The sequence below is a fragment of the Betaproteobacteria bacterium genome (assembly GCA_016713305.1).
GTDB lineage: Bacteria > Pseudomonadota > Gammaproteobacteria > Burkholderiales.
This window is the reverse complement of sequence record JADJPK010000004.1, coordinates 706,945-724,607: the sequence shown is the minus strand read 5'-3', so window position 1 is coordinate 724,607 and position 17,663 is coordinate 706,945. Positions and strand designations below refer to the sequence as shown.

General features: G+C 66.0%; 10 protein-coding genes and 3 pseudogenes. 7 read left to right on the top strand and 6 right to left on the bottom strand.

What is annotated here, in order from left to right; genetic code table 11:
- Positions 1-157: 157 nt before the first annotated feature.
- Positions 158-1,135 (top strand): LysR family transcriptional regulator, encoded by a 978-nt coding sequence (locus IPK20_04090; GenBank protein ID MBK8015965.1) that lies wholly within the window; start codon positions 158-160, stop codon positions 1,133-1,135.
- Here IPK20_04090 and IPK20_04085 read toward each other — a convergent pair.
- Entirely contained in the window at positions 1,111-1,464 is a 354-nt protein-coding gene (locus IPK20_04085; protein MBK8015964.1) for a hypothetical protein, read from the bottom strand. The two genes, IPK20_04090 and IPK20_04085, sit on opposite strands and share 25 nt — an antisense overlap.
- 215 nt (positions 1,465-1,679) lie before the next feature.
- Here IPK20_04085 and uvrD point away from each other — a divergent pair, with 215 nt between their 5' ends.
- Complete coding sequence (uvrD, locus tag IPK20_04080; protein ID MBK8015963.1) at positions 1,680-3,881, top strand: DNA helicase II; 2,202 nt, start codon at positions 1,680-1,682, stop codon at positions 3,879-3,881.
- 49 nt (positions 3,882-3,930) lie between these two features.
- On the opposite strand, the gene IPK20_04075 is transcribed toward uvrD, so the two are convergent.
- The 3 genes from IPK20_04075 to IPK20_04065 all read right to left on the bottom strand — a co-directional run bounded on the left by IPK20_04075 (position 3,931) and on the right by IPK20_04065 (position 6,556).
- Positions 3,931-4,710, bottom strand: a complete 780-nt coding sequence (locus tag IPK20_04075; protein MBK8015962.1) for a hypothetical protein — start codon at positions 4,708-4,710, stop codon at positions 3,931-3,933.
- 4 nt (positions 4,711-4,714) lie between these two features.
- Entirely contained in the window at positions 4,715-5,671 is a 957-nt protein-coding gene (locus IPK20_04070; protein ID MBK8015961.1) for a homoserine kinase, read from the bottom strand.
- A 156-nt stretch (positions 5,672-5,827) separates the two neighbouring features.
- Positions 5,828-6,556, bottom strand: coding sequence for a TIGR00730 family Rossman fold protein (locus IPK20_04065; GenBank protein MBK8015960.1), 729 nt, complete (start codon positions 6,554-6,556; stop codon positions 5,828-5,830).
- A gap of 226 nt (positions 6,557-6,782) precedes the next feature.
- On the opposite strand from IPK20_04065, the pseudogene polA reads away from it, so the two are divergent.
- A pseudogene (gene polA / locus IPK20_04060) lies at positions 6,783-9,490 on the top strand (DNA polymerase I).
- A 333-nt stretch (positions 9,491-9,823) separates the two neighbouring features.
- Positions 9,824-10,069: a DUF465 domain-containing protein gene (locus IPK20_04055; GenBank protein ID MBK8015959.1), complete on the top strand. Its 246-nt coding sequence runs from the start codon at positions 9,824-9,826 to the stop codon at positions 10,067-10,069.
- Between the two features lie 162 nt (positions 10,070-10,231).
- Here the strand turns inward: IPK20_04055 and IPK20_04050 are convergent, their stop codons facing one another.
- Positions 10,232-10,684, bottom strand: a complete 453-nt coding sequence (locus tag IPK20_04050; GenBank protein ID MBK8015958.1) for a DUF3617 family protein — start codon at positions 10,682-10,684, stop codon at positions 10,232-10,234.
- A 215-nt stretch (positions 10,685-10,899) separates the two neighbouring features.
- On the opposite strand from IPK20_04050, the pseudogene IPK20_04045 reads away from it, so the two are divergent.
- The 3 genes and pseudogenes from IPK20_04045 (at position 10,900) to IPK20_04035 (ending at position 17,383) form a co-directional block, all read left to right on the top strand.
- A pseudogene (locus IPK20_04045) lies at positions 10,900-11,733 on the top strand (CHASE domain-containing protein).
- Between the two features lie 564 nt (positions 11,734-12,297).
- A pseudogene (locus tag IPK20_04040) lies at positions 12,298-12,681 on the top strand (PAS domain-containing protein).
- A complete protein-coding gene (locus IPK20_04035) occupies positions 12,680-17,383 on the top strand; it encodes a PAS domain-containing protein (GenBank protein ID MBK8015957.1) in 4,704 nt (1,567 codons plus the stop codon). The pseudogene IPK20_04040 and the gene IPK20_04035 overlap by 2 nt, the downstream one beginning before the upstream one ends.
- Here IPK20_04035 and IPK20_04030 read toward each other — a convergent pair.
- On the bottom strand, positions 17,341-17,649 hold the full coding sequence (locus IPK20_04030) for an antibiotic biosynthesis monooxygenase (protein ID MBK8015956.1): 309 nt from the start codon (positions 17,647-17,649) through the stop codon (positions 17,341-17,343). The genes IPK20_04035 and IPK20_04030 overlap by 43 nt on opposite strands.
- Positions 17,650-17,663 lie beyond the last annotated feature (14 nt).

Below are 17,663 nucleotides of genomic sequence, written 5' to 3'. Positions count from 1 at the left end.
TTGCCAGGGAGAAACGCTACGTCGGTCGAGCCCGGTATGAAACACCAAACTCGACGGAGTGGCGTCTACCGAGCACAATTCATTTAGAGAAATGATAAATATTGATCTGTTCCATAGATAGGTCTCTATGAACGAACTTCCTGCCCGCCGCCCTGGCATGCATGTCACCCTTCGACAGCTGCGCGTCTTCGAGACGGTTGCACGGCTCGGCAGCTTTACCCGTGCCGCGGAGGAACTCCATCTCTCACAGCCCACCGTCTCCATGCAGGTCAAACAGCTGTCCGAAGCCGTCGAGCAACCGCTTTTCGAACAGATCGGGCGCAAGATCCAGCTCACGGACATCGGCCAGGAGTTGTATCGCACCTGCCGCGACATGTTCGACGTGTGGTCGAGATTCGAGATGTCGGCCGACGACATGCGGGGATTGCGCAAAGGCCGTTTGCGACTGGCATGCGTCAGTACCGCCAAGTACTTCGTGCCGCGGTTGCTCGGTCCCTTCTGCGACCGGTATCCCGGCATCGACGTCCGGTTCGAGATCGCGAATCGAGACGTGATTCTCGAACGGCTCGCAAGACAGGAGGACGACCTGTACATCCTGGGCACCCCGCCTCAGCAGCAGTTCGACATCGAGGTGCACCCCTTCCTGGACAATCCGCTCGTCGCGGTGGCTCCCGCGGGCCATCCTCTGGTCGGACGCAAGCGGGTGCCGCTCCGGGAATTCGCGAAGGAGCGGCTCCTGGTCCGCGAGCGGGGCTCCGGGACCCGCATGGCGCTCGAGCGTCACTTCCGGACGCGAGGTATCGAACTGCAGGCGAAGATGGAGATCGGATCGACCGAAGCCATCAAGCAGGCGGTCATCGCGGGACTGGGAGTCACGCTGATGTCCCGGCACGCGCTCGTGCTGGATCCCATGCCCGGCAAGCTGTTCACGCTGGACGTGGAGGGTCTGCCACTGATGCGCTCATGGTTCGTGGTGTATCCGGGCAACAAGCAGCTGTCCGTGGTCGCGAGATCGTTCTTCGACTATCTCAAGGATGAGGCGTCCGGTCTGCTGCGGCGGTACGAATTCCCCGACGAAAAGTCCGACACGGAAGACGACGCGCGGCCCGATCAGTTCTCGGGCGGATTGCAGTAGCTGGACCAATCGCTGATGAGTTCGACGGCGACCTTGCGCCGGACCCCGTACTTCATGCCTCGCATCATCGACGTCTCTTCCGTGCCCACCTTGGCGATGCGCCGGAAGTAGCCCACCTGGTCCAGGGCACCGTCCAGCACGTCTCCGCTCTTGAGTTCGATGGGCGAGGCCTTGAGCACGATCCCGTGACCATCCTCGTTCTTGACCAGCACGAAGTCGCACTTGGGGTCGTGCCACACGACCTCGGCCGTCACGGCGTGGGCGGGAAACGAAACGGCGGTAACGGCGGCCGCGAAGAGCGCGCGCAATGCTGGGGTGAATGGGTTCATGAATCCGAAGTCGAGACGTTGGAACGGATCGGCGCGAACCGATGGCCACTATTGCAGACGGGCTCGCCCGATGAACAGTCGAGTCGACGTTAACCCAACGTCGACGGACAGGCAATCCGGCCGCGCGGGAACCCGCGAGCGAACGTTCGGCATCGAGTCCCAAGGCGGGTCGTTCCCGGGGATAATCTCGGTTCCCGCGCAGCCCGTTTCTTCAGATGAACTCCTTGCTCCTCGAAGGCCTGAATCCGCAACAGCTGGAGGCCGTCACGCTCCCCGACGTCTCGGCGCTCATCCTGGCTGGTGCCGGCAGCGGCAAGACTCGCGTGCTCACCACGCGCATCGCCTGGCTGATACAGAGCGGACGCGCCAGTCCCGCCGGATTGCTCGCGGTCACGTTCACGAACAAGGCGGCGCGCGAGATGCTCACGCGCATCTCGGCAATGCTGCCCATCAACACCCGCGGCATGTGGGTCGGCACGTTCCACGGCCTGTGCAATCGGATGCTGCGCGCCCATTATCGCGACGCGATGCTTCCCCAGAGTTTCCAGATACTGGACACCCAGGACCAGCTGTCGCTCATCAAGCGTGTGATGCGCTCGCTGGACATCGACGACGAGAAGTACCCTGCCCGGCAGGCACAGTGGTTCATCAACGGCAACAAGGATGCGGGACTGCGGGCGTCCCAGGTGGATCCCGTGGACGACTTCGCCCGCCGCATGCGCGACGTCTACGAAGCCTACGACCTCCAGTGCCAGCGCGAAGGCGTGGTGGACTTCGCGGAACTGCTTCTGCGCTGTCACGAGCTTCTCTCCCGCAACGAGATCCTGCGCGAGCACTACCGCGCACGTTTCAGGCACATCCTCGTGGACGAGTTCCAGGACACGAACCGGCTCCAGTACGCGTGGCTCAAGCTCCTGGCCGGCAGGGACAACGTGGTGTTCGCCGTCGGCGACGATGACCAGTCGGTCTATCGCTTCCGCGGGGCCGAGCCCGGCAACATGCGCGACTTCGAGCGCGATTTCGCGTCCGGCCGGCTGATCAGGCTCGAACAGAACTACCGCTCCCACGGCAACATCCTGGATGCCGCCAACGCGCTCATCTCGCACAATCGAGCGCGCCTGGGCAAGAATCTGTGGACGGCCGAAGGCAGCGGCGAACCGCTGCGCGTCTACGAGGCGGCATCGGATCTCGACGAGGCGCAGTACATCGTCGACGAGATCCGCGCATTGCGGAACGATGGAGTGCGGTGCGCGGACATCGCGCTGCTCTATCGTTCCAACGCACAGTCACGCGCGCTGGAGCACGCCCTCTTCAACGCCGGTCTGGCGTACCGCGTGTATGGCGGACTGCGTTTCTTCGAGCGCCAGGAAATCAAGCATGCGCTCGCCTATCTGCGGCTGGTGGCCAATCCCGAGGACGACGGCGCGTTGCTTCGCGTCGTCAATTTCCCCGCCCGCGGAATCGGCGCGCGCTCCGTCGAGTCGCTGCAGGAAACCGCGCGCGTCCATGGCATCAGTCTGTGGCAGGCCGCCTGCGGCCATGCCCCCGGAGGCAAGGCGGGAGCATCGATCGCGGCCTTCGTGCATCTGATCGAAGGCCTGCGCAACGCCGTCAATGGCTTGCCGCTCACCGAAACGGTCGAGGCTGTCGTCGAGTCGAGCGGACTGAAGGATCACTACCAGGCAGAAAAGGAGGGTGCCGACCGCGTCGAGAACCTCGACGAACTGGTGAACGCGGCGTCCGGTTTTACCGCCGAGGAGCTCTACGACGCAGCGGCAGCCGACGGCGGAACGTTGGACCCGCGGGACCCTCAGTCGGCACTGAACGCGTTTCTCGCCCACGCCGCCCTCGAGGCCGGAGAGCATCAGGCAGGCGCAGGCGAGGATGCAGTCCAGCTGATGACGGTCCACTCCGCCAAGGGGCTCGAGTTCCACACCGTGTTCGTGAGCGGACTGGAGGAGGGGCTCTTTCCGCACGAGAACAGCCTGAACGAGGACGACGGGCTGGAAGAGGAGCGCCGCCTCATGTACGTGGCGCTCACGCGGGCGCGCCGGCGGCTCTATCTCACGCTGGCGCAGTCCCGGATGCTGCATGGCCAGACCCGGTACAACATTCCCTCGCGGTTCTTCGACGAGATTCCGCCCGCCTTGCTCAAGCGGATGAACACCGCGGCAGCGCGGCCTTACGCCGGCTCCACCTTCGGCATGTCTGCCCGCATGGCCGCAAGTCCGGCCAGTGTCGCGCAGTCGAGCGCGGGCACCTGGCGGGTCGGACAGAATGTCGTCCATCCCAAGTTCGGCCAGGGAGTCATCATCACGGCCGAGGGAAGAGGCGCGGATGCCCGCGTTCAGGTGAACTTCCGCAACGCCGGCACGAAATGGCTCGCGCTGGACTACGCTCGCCTGGCGCCGGCCTGACCTTTCCTGCGTTGCCCGGCGTCAGCCGGAAAGCAGGTCCGGCCTCCTGCTACGCCTCCACCGGGACTTCCGGCTCGCGATTCCCGCCGAAGATGTCGCGGTAGCTCGCGTAGACGCTCGTCACCAGGAGAGGCATCAGCGCCCAGAACGCCAGTTCCATGGCCGCGGGCCGCGAAAGGCCCACTGCCGCGGCCAGCGAGAACAGCAAGAGGCCGATCAGCGCCAGCAGGAGGCTGTAGACAAAGAACGGCAGCGAGTTTCTGGCGATGCCCCTGAGCGAAGCGCCCAGAGCCGCCCAGCCGCGCACGCCATCGAGAACCACGGCCACCGGAGCGAACCAGACCGCCATGGCGAGCGGCACGCCGATGGCGAGAATCACCACGAGCGCCAGACTCATCCGCCCCTGCAGCGCCTGCGCCTGTTCCGGAGTGAGGCCCCCGGGATTCGACATGGCCTCGGTGAATGCTTCTCCGCCAATCGCGAGCATCAACATCATCAGCACCACATTGCCGAGAAGATTCAGGCCGCCGATGGAGGCGAGGTCGGCGACGCGGCCGCGGAATCCGTCGAACAGCATCGTCACGGGAATGGACCGTCCTGCCTCGGCTTCGCGGCAGGCCAAGGTCCATCCTGCCAGGATCACGGGAAGCAGAACCGCCACTGCGGCCACGAGGAGCGGATGAATGGCCGCCGCACTGACGATGAACCACGTGACGAACGTGTACACGATCCAGGTGAGCGGTTTGCGAACCAGCAGGCGCCAGCCGTCGCGCAGCCACTGAAAGCCATGGCGCACCGGGACTCGCCGGGGAGAGAGGGTCGGGTTCAATGTCTCAGACAAGTGGAATCGCCGGCTCCGGGCGGTCGGCCGCGGCGACGTGGTTGCGGAGTATGCGCTCGAAATGCGTCGGATCGTGGGCGTGGGTGAGCTCTCCTGCCCGGGGAAGATGATAGTCGTGGAGCCGCGATACCCAGAACCGGAGGGCGCCAGCGCGCAGCATCGCCGGCCACAGATCGCGCTCTTCGGCCGTGAAGGGGCGGGTGCGGTGATACGCGTCCAGAAGCGCGCGGCAGCGGACCGGGTCGATGATGCGGTCGCCAGTCATGCACCAGTCGTTGACGGTGATGGCCACGTCGTACAGAAGCACGTCCACGCAGGCGAAGTAGAAGTCGATGACCCCGCCGACGCGGTCGCCGTCGAACAGGACGTTGTCGCGGAAGAGGTCGGCGTGGATCACCCCGCGCGGCAACGGTCCGAGCTGCAGTCCGGCCTGGAACCGGACCTCGCGCTCCAGCATCCATCGATTCTCTTCGGAAAGAAAGGGCGTGAGTTCCGGCAGCGTGGCCGTCCACCAGGTCTGGCCACGGAGGTTGTCGAGATGACGCGGATAGGTCCGGCCGGCGAGGTGCAGGTCCGCCAGGACTTCGCCCACGCGCGCGCAGTGCGTCGCGGTCGGATCGACGACCGGCTGGCCGGCGAGCCGCGTCACGAGGGAGGCCGGTTTTCCGTTCAGCTCGCCGAGGAGCTCGTTGCGCTGATCTGCCACCGGCCGCGGACAAGGCAGGCCATGGCTGGAAAGATGCGCCATCAGGTGCAGGTAGAACGGAAGTTCCCGCGCGGTGAGCTTCTCGAACAGGGTAAGGACGAAACGCCCCTGGGAGGTCGTGACGAAGTAGTTGGTGTTCTCGATGCCCGAGAGGATTCCCTTCAGTTCCAGGAGATGACCGACGGAATAGCCGCTCAGCCACTGCCGCAGTTCGTCCTCCGACACGGTGGTGAAGACCGACATTGGAGCCTCACGCGCCGGGCAGGAGCCTGCCGGGCTTTTCGCCGGCGAGGGCCTGTCCCCTGGGTGTACTGGTCACACGGCCACGGCAGCGGGCCGGCCTTCGGGCGACCGACTCGTACCGGAAGGCGGCGCATCCCGACAGGAGCATCGCGGTGTTCACAGGTTGAGCAGCGCCTCGCGTTCGGCAGCGGACAGATCGAAGCCCCGCTTCTCGTAGTGCGCGAAGATCGCCTCGACGATCTTCTCCGGTTCGTCGATGACCTGGATGAGGTCGACGTCGCCCGGATCGATCATCTTCTCTTCCACCAGCGAGGTGGAGATCCAGCCGAGCAGGCCCGACCAGAAGGTCGCGCCCACCAGAATGATGGGGATGTGGCGCGACTTGCGGGTCTGCACCAGCGTGAGGGCCTCCATGAGCTCGTCGAGGGTGCCGAAGCCGCCCGGCATGACCACGTACGCGGAGGCGAACTTGACGAACATCACCTTCCGCGCGAAGAAGTGGTGGAACGTCTGGCTGACGTCCTGATAAGGATTGGACTTCTGTTCGTGCGGCAGCTGGATGTTGAGGCCCACGGCCAGCGACTTGCCGAAGAACGCACCCTTGTTGGCCGCTTCCATCACGCCCGGACCCCCGCCGGATATCACCGAGAAGCCGGCGTCCGACAGGAGCCGCGCAATGCGTTCCGTCAGCAGGTAGTTGGGGTGGTCCGGCGGCGTGCGTGCGCTGCCGAAGATGCTCACGGCGGGCCGGATGGCGTTCAGCCGCTCCGTGGCCTCGACGAACTCTGCCATAATCCCGAAGACCCGCCACGACTCGCGTGCGGACCACGATTTCTCGAGCAGTTCCGGCGCCAGAGGCACCGGGATCTTGTTCCCAATCGTCATGTCTTTCCCGACATCCTGTCGTCCCGTGGGTTGCTTGTCGGCCGCATGCGGACACACTTGATACCGGTCCGGGGCAGATCCGATCGATGATCGCCGCCGCGATGAGGGTCAGGCTGCCGCGCTCGGCCGGCACCGGTCGGACATCTCCCGGAAAGGTCCCGTCGCAACATGACACGCTTGCCGCCGTGACATCGCGTCGGACTCATCCTCAAGGTTCGGAACAAGAATGAAAACGCTGCTGCTGGTGGACGGTTCGTCCTATCTTTACCGCGCTTTCCATGCACTGCCGGATCTGCGCAACCGCGTCGGCGAACCCACGGGCGCCATCTACGGCGTCGTGAACATGCTGCGCCGCCTGCGTCGCGAAGTGCCCGCCGAGTATATCGCCTGCGTATTCGACGCAAAAGGCAAGACCTTCCGCGACGAGTGGTACCCACAGTACAAGGCGAACCGCGCGCCGATGCCGGACGATCTCTCGGCCCAGATCGAACCGATCCATGCCGTCGTGCAGGCCCTCGGCTGGCCGCTCCTGGCGGTGGAGGGCGTGGAGGCCGACGACGTCATCGGCACGCTGGCGCACCTCGCCTGCGATGCCGGGCTCCGGACGGTCGTCTCGACCGGCGACAAGGACATGGCGCAACTGGTCTGCGAGCAGGTCACGCTCGTCAACACCATGACCAACGAAGCTCTGGATGCGGCGATGGTCGAAGCCAAGTTCGGTGTTCCCCCGCAGCGCATCGTGGACTACCTGACCCTGGTGGGCGATGCGGTCGACAACGTACCCGGGGTCGACAAGGTGGGACCGAAGACGGCCGTCAAGTGGCTGCAGCAGTTCGGAACGCTCGATGACGTGATCCGGTCCTCTGCCAGCGTGACCGGTGCCGTGGGAGAGAATCTTCGCAAGGTGCTGGAATGGCTGCCGCAGGCGCGCCGGCTCCTCACCATCAAGTGCGACGTGCCGTTGCCGTTCCATGTGGATGACCTGCAGCCCCGGCCGGTCGACGCTGCAGCCCTTGTCGAGCTCTACGAACGTTTCGAGTTCAAGACCTGGCTGCGCGAGTTGAAGGACGGCGTCGGACAGGATGCCGGTTCCCCCAGCGAACCCGTGCCCGTCGCGGAACCTCCCCCTCCCCGTCACTACGAAACGGTCGATACGCCAGCCGCGTTGCAGCGCTGGCTGGAGAAGATCGGGGCCGCCGAACTCACCTGCTTCGATACCGAGACCACCAGCCTCGATCCCATGGCCGCAAGGATCGTGGGCATCTCGCTCGCCGTCAGCGCTCACGAAGCAGCCTACATTCCACTCGCGCATCGCTACGCAGGAGCGCCCGCCCAGCTCGACCTCCAGGCGACCCTGGAATCGCTGCGCCCATGGCTGGAGGACCCTGCCCGGGCGAAGCTCGCGCAGAACGCCAAGTACGACATGCACGTGCTGCTCAATCACGGCGTCGCCGTGCGGGGCGTCCTGCACGACACCCTGTTGCAGTCCTACGTGCTGGAAAGCCACAAGCCGCACGACATGGACAGCCTGGCCATGCGTCACCTTGGCGTGAAGACGATCACGTACGAGGAAGTGGCGGGCAAGGGGGCGAGCCAGATCGGTTTCGACCAGGTGAGTGTCGACCGGGCCACGGAGTATTCGGCGGAGGATGCCGACATCACCCTGCAGCTTCACACGGCGATGCATCCCCGCCTGGCGAGCGAACCCGCGCTCGGCCGCGTGTACGCCGAGATCGAAATGCCGGTGATGCCTGTCCTGCTCGCGATGGAGCGCAACGGTGTGCTGATCGATGCGCGCCGGCTGGAGGTTCAGTCGGCGGAACTGGGCGGACGCATGCTGGAACTCGAACGCCAGGCGCACGAACTGGCCGGCCAGCCGTTCAACGTCAACTCGCCCAAGCAACTGCAGGAGATCCTGTTCCAGAAGCACAAGCTTCCCGTCGTCAAGAAGACGCCCAGCGGCACCCCCTCCACGGACGAGGACGTCCTGGAACGCTCGCGCTCGATCATCCGTTGCCCAAGCGGATTCTCGAGTACCGCGCCATGTCGAAGCTGAAGTCGACGTACACGGACAAGCTCCCGCGCATGGTCAACCCCTCCACGGGGCGGGTCCACACCAACTATGGCCAGGCGACGGCGGTGACGGGACGGCTGTCCAGCACGGAGCCGAACCTGCAGAACATTCCCGTGCGCACGGCGGAGGGAAGACGCATCCGCGAAGCGTTCATCGCTCCTCCCGGGTCCTGCATCGTGTCGGCGGACTACTCGCAGATCGAACTGCGCATCATGGCCCACCTGTCGGGCGATGCGTCGCTGCTGGCGGCGTTCCACGCGGGGGAGGACGTTCACCGGGCCACGGCGTCCGAGATATTCGGCCTTGCTCCGGCCGATGTGACGTCCGAGCAGCGCCGCTACGCCAAGGTCATCAATTTCGGGCTCATCTACGGCATGTCCGCCTTCGGCCTGTCGGCCCAGCTCGGAATCGAGCGCAGCGCGGCCCAGCAGTACATGGACCGCTACTTCACGCGCTATCCCGGTGTGGCCGACTACATGCAGCGGACGCGACAGAGCGCGCGCGAACAGGGGTACGTGGAAACCGTCTTCGGCCGGCGCCTGTATCTGCCCGACATCCGCGCGCAGAACCAGGGGCGGCGGCAGGGTGCCGAACGCGCTGCGATCAATGCGCCCATGCAGGGGACCGCCGCGGATCTCATCAAGCTCGCCATGATCGCGGTCCAGCGCTGGCTCGAAGAAGAGCGCCTGTCCACACGACTCGTGATGCAGGTGCACGACGAACTGGTTCTCGAGGTTCCTGCCGACGAACTGGAGCGCGTTCAGGAGCGCCTGCCCCGCCTCATGTCCGGGGTGGCGCCGCTCAGCGTGCCGCTGCTGGTCGACGTGGGTTGCGGTCCCAATTGGGAGCAGGCTCACTGACCTGGACCCCAGACCCCAGACCCCAGACCCCAGACCCCAGACCCCAGACCCCAGACCCTGGACCCTGGACCCTGGACCCCAGACGTTGGCCCTTGTCCGCTGGCGGGCCGGGCGATGTGCGGTCACCTCGCGACCTGCCGCGTGGCGGATGACCCGGGCGCCGGGGCGGGTGAGGGCGGAGGCGGGGTGCATGTGCCGGTCCTGGTGCCCGCGACGACCGGGTCCGGCGCGCTGCCGACGCTACCGGCTGAACGTGTTTCGCCGCCGTTTTTCCGGGAGTACCATGGACCCGTGCAGGTTCCTCGTTTCGTTCCCCTGAAAGGAGGCAGTCCCATGTACGTCCTTCCGCACGACCTCGACCACGAGTTTCCCGAGTTCTCCCAGCTTCTCCACGAACTGCGCGAGCACGACGACACGGCCACGGTACTCATGGCCGAGTACGACCGTGTCAACGGCACCATCGTGGATATCGAAGAGAACGATCGCCCCTATCAGGACTTCGAGTTCGAATCGCTCAAGAAAGAACGCCTGCGCATCAAGGACGAGCTGTACCGGCACCTGAAACGCGTCGCGCACTGACACGGTGTTCCCCGCGTTCCCCGGCGCCAGACGGGGCCGGGAACGCGGTGCGTGGTCTTCGGCAAACTACCGTGTTGCGGGTGCGGACCGGCGAGCCATTCCGCATCGAGCGGCGGACGGCAGCGGAGGGCGGACGGATGAGTCTGTCGCGGTCCGATGCGATTACTTTGCCTTTCCGACCGCGCAGTTGCCTACCCGACGAGCCGTGAGAATCTCGGACGCCTTCATCGGTTTGCCCTTGATCTCTCCTTCCGACTCCACCTTGACGGTATAGGCCCGATCGCTTTCCGCCGTCAGCACGCTCACCGACCGTGTCTTGCCCATGTCGGGAATGTCGCACTGGGCGGTGTAGGTGTACACGTTGCCTTCGACCTTGACGGGATCGAACTTGCAGCCCGCCTGCGCCAGCATCGCGTTCTGTTCGCGCATCGTCCGGACGGGATCGAGGCATTCCTTGACGGCCAGGCTCTGTGCATTGGGCGGGCCTTCGAATCCCTTGCGGGTGAACTCCCATTCGCCGGGCTTCAACTTGGGAAAATCGTTGCCCGCGGCCGCGGCGTCGCCGCACAGGACCCACGCGATCGAAACGGCGCACGCACGTTGAAAGGACGACATCTCACAGGTCCGAAGAATGAACGGGGGCGTAGTATGGGGGCAAACGAAGCGGGGCGCGCATCCGGAGACCTTTTCTCGCCCGCGCTGCCCCTGTCTTTTCTTCCCGGGGTGCCGCAGACACGGCTGTCGCATTTGCCCAGACCAGGGATCTTCTCCTCAACGACGGCCGCGACATGTCGTTATCGTCCTGTGGACACAGGTGAGCAAGGGTAGGGATGGGGACCGACAAGCTGGCACGCGCGATGGATGAATCAACGGCGCCGGCGGTAGTCCGTCCGCCGTCCGCGCGGCAGGTCGCACCCTGGCTCGTCCTGATCCTTTCGCTGACGCTCACGGGTGCGCTCGCATGGTTCGCCCGCCTGCAGAACGAGTGGTCGCGAAGCCATCGGTTCGACGCTGTCGCGACCTCCCTCGCCCATCAGATCGAAGAGCGCCTCGTGGCAGTCGAACAGGCCGGACGGGCCGCCGCGGGCTTCGTCGCCATGCATCCCGATCTCACCGGCGGCCAATGGAACGAGTTCGTCAGCCGCACCGGTCTGGATCAGACCGCGTTCGCCGGCGCCGCCGGCATGGGTTTCGCGCGTTTCGTGAGACATGGCGACCTGGAGCGCCACATCGGCGAGCGGCGGCGAGAAGTACCGGACTACGCCGTCTGGCCCGCGACGAACGAACCGGTCCATCTGCCGATGGTGTACGTGAACCGCGTCATGCCCTCGGCGTTTCGCCGGCCGCTGGGATTCGACATCATGTCGGAGCCGGTGCGCCGGGGAACCGTCGAACGTGCTCTCCGCACCGGCCGCCAGACCTGGACGGGCGTTCTCTTTCCCCGCGCCATCGACAGCGGCACGGGGCAGCCCACGGCCGAAGCCGAACCCGCGGTGATGATGTACACACCCATCTTCCGCAAGGCCCGGCCGGGTCAGGCGGGACCGCACGCACCCATCGAGGCCGTCATCGGGATGACCGTCACCCGGGTCCCTTTTCGCGATCTGCTGGAGAGCGTGGCGAAGCACCGGGGCGGCATCGCGCTGTCGCTTTCCGGTCACGATCCTTCGGGCCAGCCCGTGTCGGTGGAATCCCACCCGCGAACGCCTGGCGCCGCCGGCATTGCGCCGCGCGTCGTGCCCGTGCGGCACGGAGACGCCCGGTTCGATCTGACGGCCACCGCATTGCCCGAGTTCGAACCGTGGTCCGAAAGCTCCGTCATTCCGGTGGTGGTGATCGGTGTCTGCGGCTCTTTCGTGCTGTTCGCACTCGTCCTGTGGACCGACAGGGAACGGCGCCGCGAAATGGCAGGGCTCAGCGCGGAGATGGACCAGCGCCGGTTGGCGGCGCAGGAGGAACGCGCCGCGCAGGCCGAGTTCCTCCGCGATGTCTTCGACGCAGTGCCCATGCCCATGTCGGCGAAGGATGCGGATTCGCGGTTCGTCATCGTCAACCGGGCCGCCTGCGAGTGGCTGGGGATGACCCGCGAACAGCTCATCGGCCGGGACGACAGCGCCTTGTATCCCCCGGACGAGGCGAGGCGTCACCGCGAGCGCGACCTGGAGGCCCTGTCGTCGTTCGAATCGCACCGCTACGGCGTGGAATACCACCCGCTCCACGGCCAGCCCATGTCAGGCCAGGTGGTCAAGATTCCCCTTCGCCGCCCGGATGGATCGGTCTTCGTGGTCACCACCATCGTGGACGTGACGGAACAGACGCGGCTGGCGCGCGAGCGGGACGAAAGTCTCGAACTGCTCGACGCCGTGGTGAACGCATTGCCGTTCCCCATCGTCGCCAAGACGGCCGGGCGCGGATTCCTCGTCGCCAACGATGCCATGGTCGCTTTCCATGGGCGCAGCCGCTCGGACTTTCTGGGCAGGTTCGACAGGGATGTCTTCGCTTCCGACCTCGCCCGTCGTTTCGAGGAGCAGGACAGGGAGGTCGTGGCCTCGGGACGGACACAGGAATTCGAGGAACAGTTCGTCCACCTCGGACGGCCGTACCCGCTGGATGTTCAAGACCAAGACCCCAACGCGCCTCCGGAACGGCGAGACACTCATCGTCACGTCCAACCAGGACGTCACGCAGCAGCATCGGGATGCGGCGGAGATCGCGCGGCAAAAGCGCTTCCTCGATGCGGTATTGGCTGCGGTGCCGGTGGGGGTCGTGGTCAAGGACGCGGCAGGCCGCTGGCTCATGGCCAGCCGCGCCGTGGAGGGATTCGTCGACGGCGATCCCCGCGAGGCCGTGGGCCGCACCGACAGCGAGCTTCTGCCGCCCCAGCAGGCGCAACGGGTGCGGGAGCGCGACGTTCAGGCGCTTGGCGCCAAGGGCGACCGGGGTATCCCGGTGGAGGACGAGTACGGACGGCCGGACGGCAGCCGGCGATGGGTCCTCGAAAGCCGGACGGCGTTCGATGTGGGCGACGAGGCGTTCGTCGTGTCCTGTCTGGTCGACATCACGGACCGCAGGCATCAGGAGCAGGAGATCGAGACCGCCAGGGCGCGGCTCGAACTGCTCCACGATCTGTCCACGGGCGTGCTGGCTCGCGAGCCCGTGTCCCGCATCGTGGATCTCGCGCTCGAAGGACTGTGCCGGCTGGTGCCCGGCACCCGTGCGAGCTGGCTCTCGCTGCGTCCGGATGGCGCCGTGGTGGCGGACGACTGTTCGACGAGAGGCCCGCTCGGCGCCGGAGACCGGGCCGGGACAACCTTCGCAGTCGCTCCACCGCACACGAAATGGCTGCGCCACAGTGCGGTCGCGGTGGGCGACCTGGCCCGGGACTCTCGATTCGCCGAAGCGAAAGAGGCGTTCGCGGCCGCGGGCATCCAGGCATTCGCGAGCGTTCCCGTGGTCGTCCAGGGCAGGACGGTGGGCATCCTGCGGCTGGACTCGGCGGCGCCGCGGGACTGGGATGCCCGGGTGGAGGACACGCTGGTGGAAGCCGGCTACGCGCTGGCCACCGCCATCGACTTCTCGTCCGCCAGGGATGCGCGCGACGCCGCGCACGCAGAGGCTGCCGCGAGCCGCGGCTTTCTCGATTCCATCATCGACGCCATACCGCAGCCGGTGTACGTGAAGGATCGTTCGCATCGCTGGATCCTGGTGAATCAGGCGATGGCGGAACGCTGGGGAACGACGAAGGAAGCGCTGATCGGCCGGTGCGATGCAGACGTCCTCTCTCCCGATCGCGTCAGGGCCGCCTACGCGGAGGACGACGAAGTGTTCGCCCGCCGCGAACGCGTCGTGCGCGAGCACGATGTCACGACGCAAGACGGCAGACACGGCTGGCTTTCCATCTCCAAGGTCGCGGTCCGCCTGCATGACGGCAACGACTACATCGTCGGCACCAGCACGCCCATCGATGAGCTGAAGGCAGCGCAGGCCAAGGCGGAAGAAAGTGCGCGGTATCTGAACGACGTGCTGGACGCCATTCCCAACCCGGTATTCGTGAAGTCGGCGGAGCACCGCTGGATATTCGTCAACGAGGCCTTCGCGCGAGCGACCGGCCATTCCAAGTCGGAACTGCTCGGCAGGTGCGACGCCGATTTCCTCTCTCCGCTGGCCACGGCGCATGCGTATGCGGAAGACGACGAATGCCTTCGCTCCACCGCACCCCTGCAGCGCGAGATCCGGAGCAGAACGGACGAAGGTCCCGGGCGATGGACGATTCTCACCAAGGCGGCCGTGCAACTGGGAGGTGCGGAACGGGTGGTCATCGGCACCAGCGTCGACATCCACCCCCTCAAGGAAGCGCAGGCACGCGCGGAGGCGAGCGAACATCTCATCAGTCTGGTGATGAATGCCCTGCCCATTCCGGTTGCGGTGAAGGACGAGCAGGGCCGATACGTGCTGATCAACGACGCCCGCCTGGAAACGGCGGGCCTGTCGCGAGAGGCGGTGATCGGCCGTACAGACCACGAGATTCTCGAGCCCGACCGCGCGCGCGTCTTCGAGGAAGAAGACCGCGTCGTGCTCGCCTCCGGCGAACGCCTGACCATGGAAGAGGACTTCACGACCGCACGGGGGGAGGTTCGCTGGTACATCAAGTTCAAGCGGCGTCTCCCGAACCCTGGCGGCGGCTATCTGGTGCTGGTATCCGGGGTGGACATCACCGAGCGCAAGGTGGCCGAGGCTGAACTCGCGCGCAACAAGGCGTTTCTCGATGCTGTCGTTCAGTCCATTCCGATGCCCGTGGTCGTCAAGAATCAGGATCACCGCGTGATCCTCGCCAACCAGGAGATCCTCGAATTCTTCGGCATGCGGCGGGAGGAGTTCGTCGGCAAGACGGACCTGGAACTGTTCAGCCCGGCGGCCGCACGCCGGAACATGGCCGAGGACGACGAACTGTTCGCGACCATGGGCGAGTTCACGGTGGAGCAGCAATACGAGATCGTCTCGGGCCAGTCGCCCTGGATCATGAAGCGCAAGCGCGCGTTCGGCATGCCGGGCGGGGGCAGGTACGTCACCGTGTCCTTTCTCGACATCACCGCTCGCCGCCGGGCGGAACACGAACTCGAGCGCAACCGGCAGTTCCTCGATGCGCTCATCGATGCCGTGCCGGTGCCCATCATCGTCAAGGACGAGCGGCACCGGTTCGTGGTCGTCAATGCCGCGGTCGAGAAGGTCTACGGGCGGCCGCGCCAGGAGATGATCGGTCTGTCCGATTTCGATTTCCACGACGAAACCTATGCACAGGGGGCGTGGGACGAGGACGACCAGGTGCTGCGCACCGGCGAGCCGTTCGTGGGCGAGGTCTTCGTGCCGTTCCAGGGCGGCGGCTCGGCGTGGATGCTCAAGACCAAGGTTGCCGCGCGATTCCACGACGACACCGCCTATGTCATCGCGGTCGACGTCGATATCACGCAGCGCCGCCTCGCCGAAGAGCGTCTGCGGGAGACAGGGATCCGGTTGGAGGTGCTGAATTCCGTCGCGCGCCTGATGACCGCGGGTGCACCGATCTACGACATCCGCCGCCAGGCGACCGCCGGGATCGCCGAGGTCCTCGGCGAGGAGTTGTGTGTCGCGTATCTGTGCGTCGACGACGCCGGGCGATTGACGGCTGCGCACCGGGCGGGCGCATGCGATCCCCTCCCCTCGGTCCCGGCCGGCACCGCTCTCCTGCCTACGGCGGACATGCGCCGCCACTGGGAGGAAGGCGGCCGGATGGAGATCTGCGAGATCGGCGATCCGTCTCTCACCGCAGAGATCACGCGTGTGCTGGGCCAACCCGTGGTGGGGTGTCTCCTGGTCCCCGTGCAGGCGGGTAGCCGCGGCGAACTTCTGGGGGCCGTGGCCGTGTCCGTTTCCTACCGGCGCGAGTGGGCGGACCACGAACGCCAGATGGTGAGAGAAGTTGCCAAGTATCTGGCAGTCGCGGAGATCAACGCGAAGGTGGAGGAACAGCGCCGCCGCGTCGAGGTCGAGTTGCGCGATCGGGAAGCGACGCTGCAGGCCATCGTGTGGGCCGCGGACATCGGCGTATGGTCGTGGGACATCCGGCACGACGTCTACGAGTTCAGCGAGCGTCTCAAGGAACAGGCCGGCTACGGGCCGGACGAGCTGACCGGAGGGCTGGAATCGTGGAAGGCCCTGCTGCATCCGCAGGACAAGGACGCCGCGATGGCCCTCGTGCACGACGCCATCGTCTCGCGTGCCGACCGGTTCGAACTGGAATACCGCCTGAGACACAAGTCCGGCGAGTACCGGAGCATGCTCACCCGGGCGCACATTCGCCGCGACGAGAACGGGCGCGCCGTGCTGGCCGTGGGCGGAAACCTGGACGTAACGGAGTTCCGGGCGGCCCAGGACGTGCTCCGGCGCCACCGTGACGAACTGGAGCGGCAGGTGACCGCCCGAACGGCGGAGCTGCTGGACGCCAAGAACGCGGCCGAAGCGGCGAATCAGGCGAAGTCCGAATTCCTGGCGAACATGTCGCACGAACTGCGCACGCCCATGCATGCCATCCTTTCCTTCTCCAAGCTGGGGCTCGCCAAGGCAACCGCGGGCGACGCGGCCGTGCCGGTGCTGGGCAAGTATCTGGAGCGCGTGCATCAGAGCGGCCAGCGGCTGCTCTCGCTGCTGAATGACCTGCTGGACCTGTCCAAGCTGGAAGCCGGCAAGATGAACTATGACTTCGCGATGCATCGCATTGCCGACGTCGCCGAGCTCGTGGTCACGGAAATGTCGGCGATCGCGCGTGACCGCGGCGTGCGCCTAGAGCAGCTGCACGTGAATCCCGAGGCCGTGCTCTGGTGCGATTCCGCGCGGCTCGCTCAGGTGCTGCGCAATCTCGTATCCAATGCCATCAAGTTCTCGCCCCGGGGCAGGCGGGTCAGCCTGTCGAGCTCACCGGACACGTTGCCCGATGTCCGGGGAACGGCGCGCCCCGCCATTCGCGTGCGTGTCCTGGATGAGGGGGTCGGCATTCCTTCCGGCGAGCTCGAAGCGGTCTTCGACAAGTTCGTCCAGAGCAGCAAGACCAAGAGCGGCGCGGGCGGAACCGGCCTCGGGCTCGCCATCTGCCGTGAAATCATCCAGCAGCACGGGGGGCGGCTGTGGGCAGAAAACAATGAGGAGAGGGGGGCGTGCTTCACGGCCGTTCTGCCAGTCGACCGTCCCGACGCCTCGCCGGCGGCCGGCGGGGAGAATCGCACGGCACTGCCCGCCGCTCAGGCCGGTTCGAGCACCTGCAGCGAAGTTCCGGCGACGTAGGCTTTCACGCGTTCCCGGTAGGCGCCCATGTGCGGCGCCCTGGCGTGGGCACGAAGCGCGTCGAGATCGGCCCATTTCTCCACGACGGTCACCACGTCCGGTCGCAATGCGAGCTGCGGGCCCAGGCCGCTGTCCACATCCACTGCCGCCCCGTATTCGAGGCAGCCGTTCTCGGCCTGCACGTTGGGCACCAGCTTGCGAAACTCGTCCAGGAAGCGGTCGCGTACGCCGGGGTGAAGCTGGATGGTGGCAATCACGTGAATCATGGGAACGCTCCTCG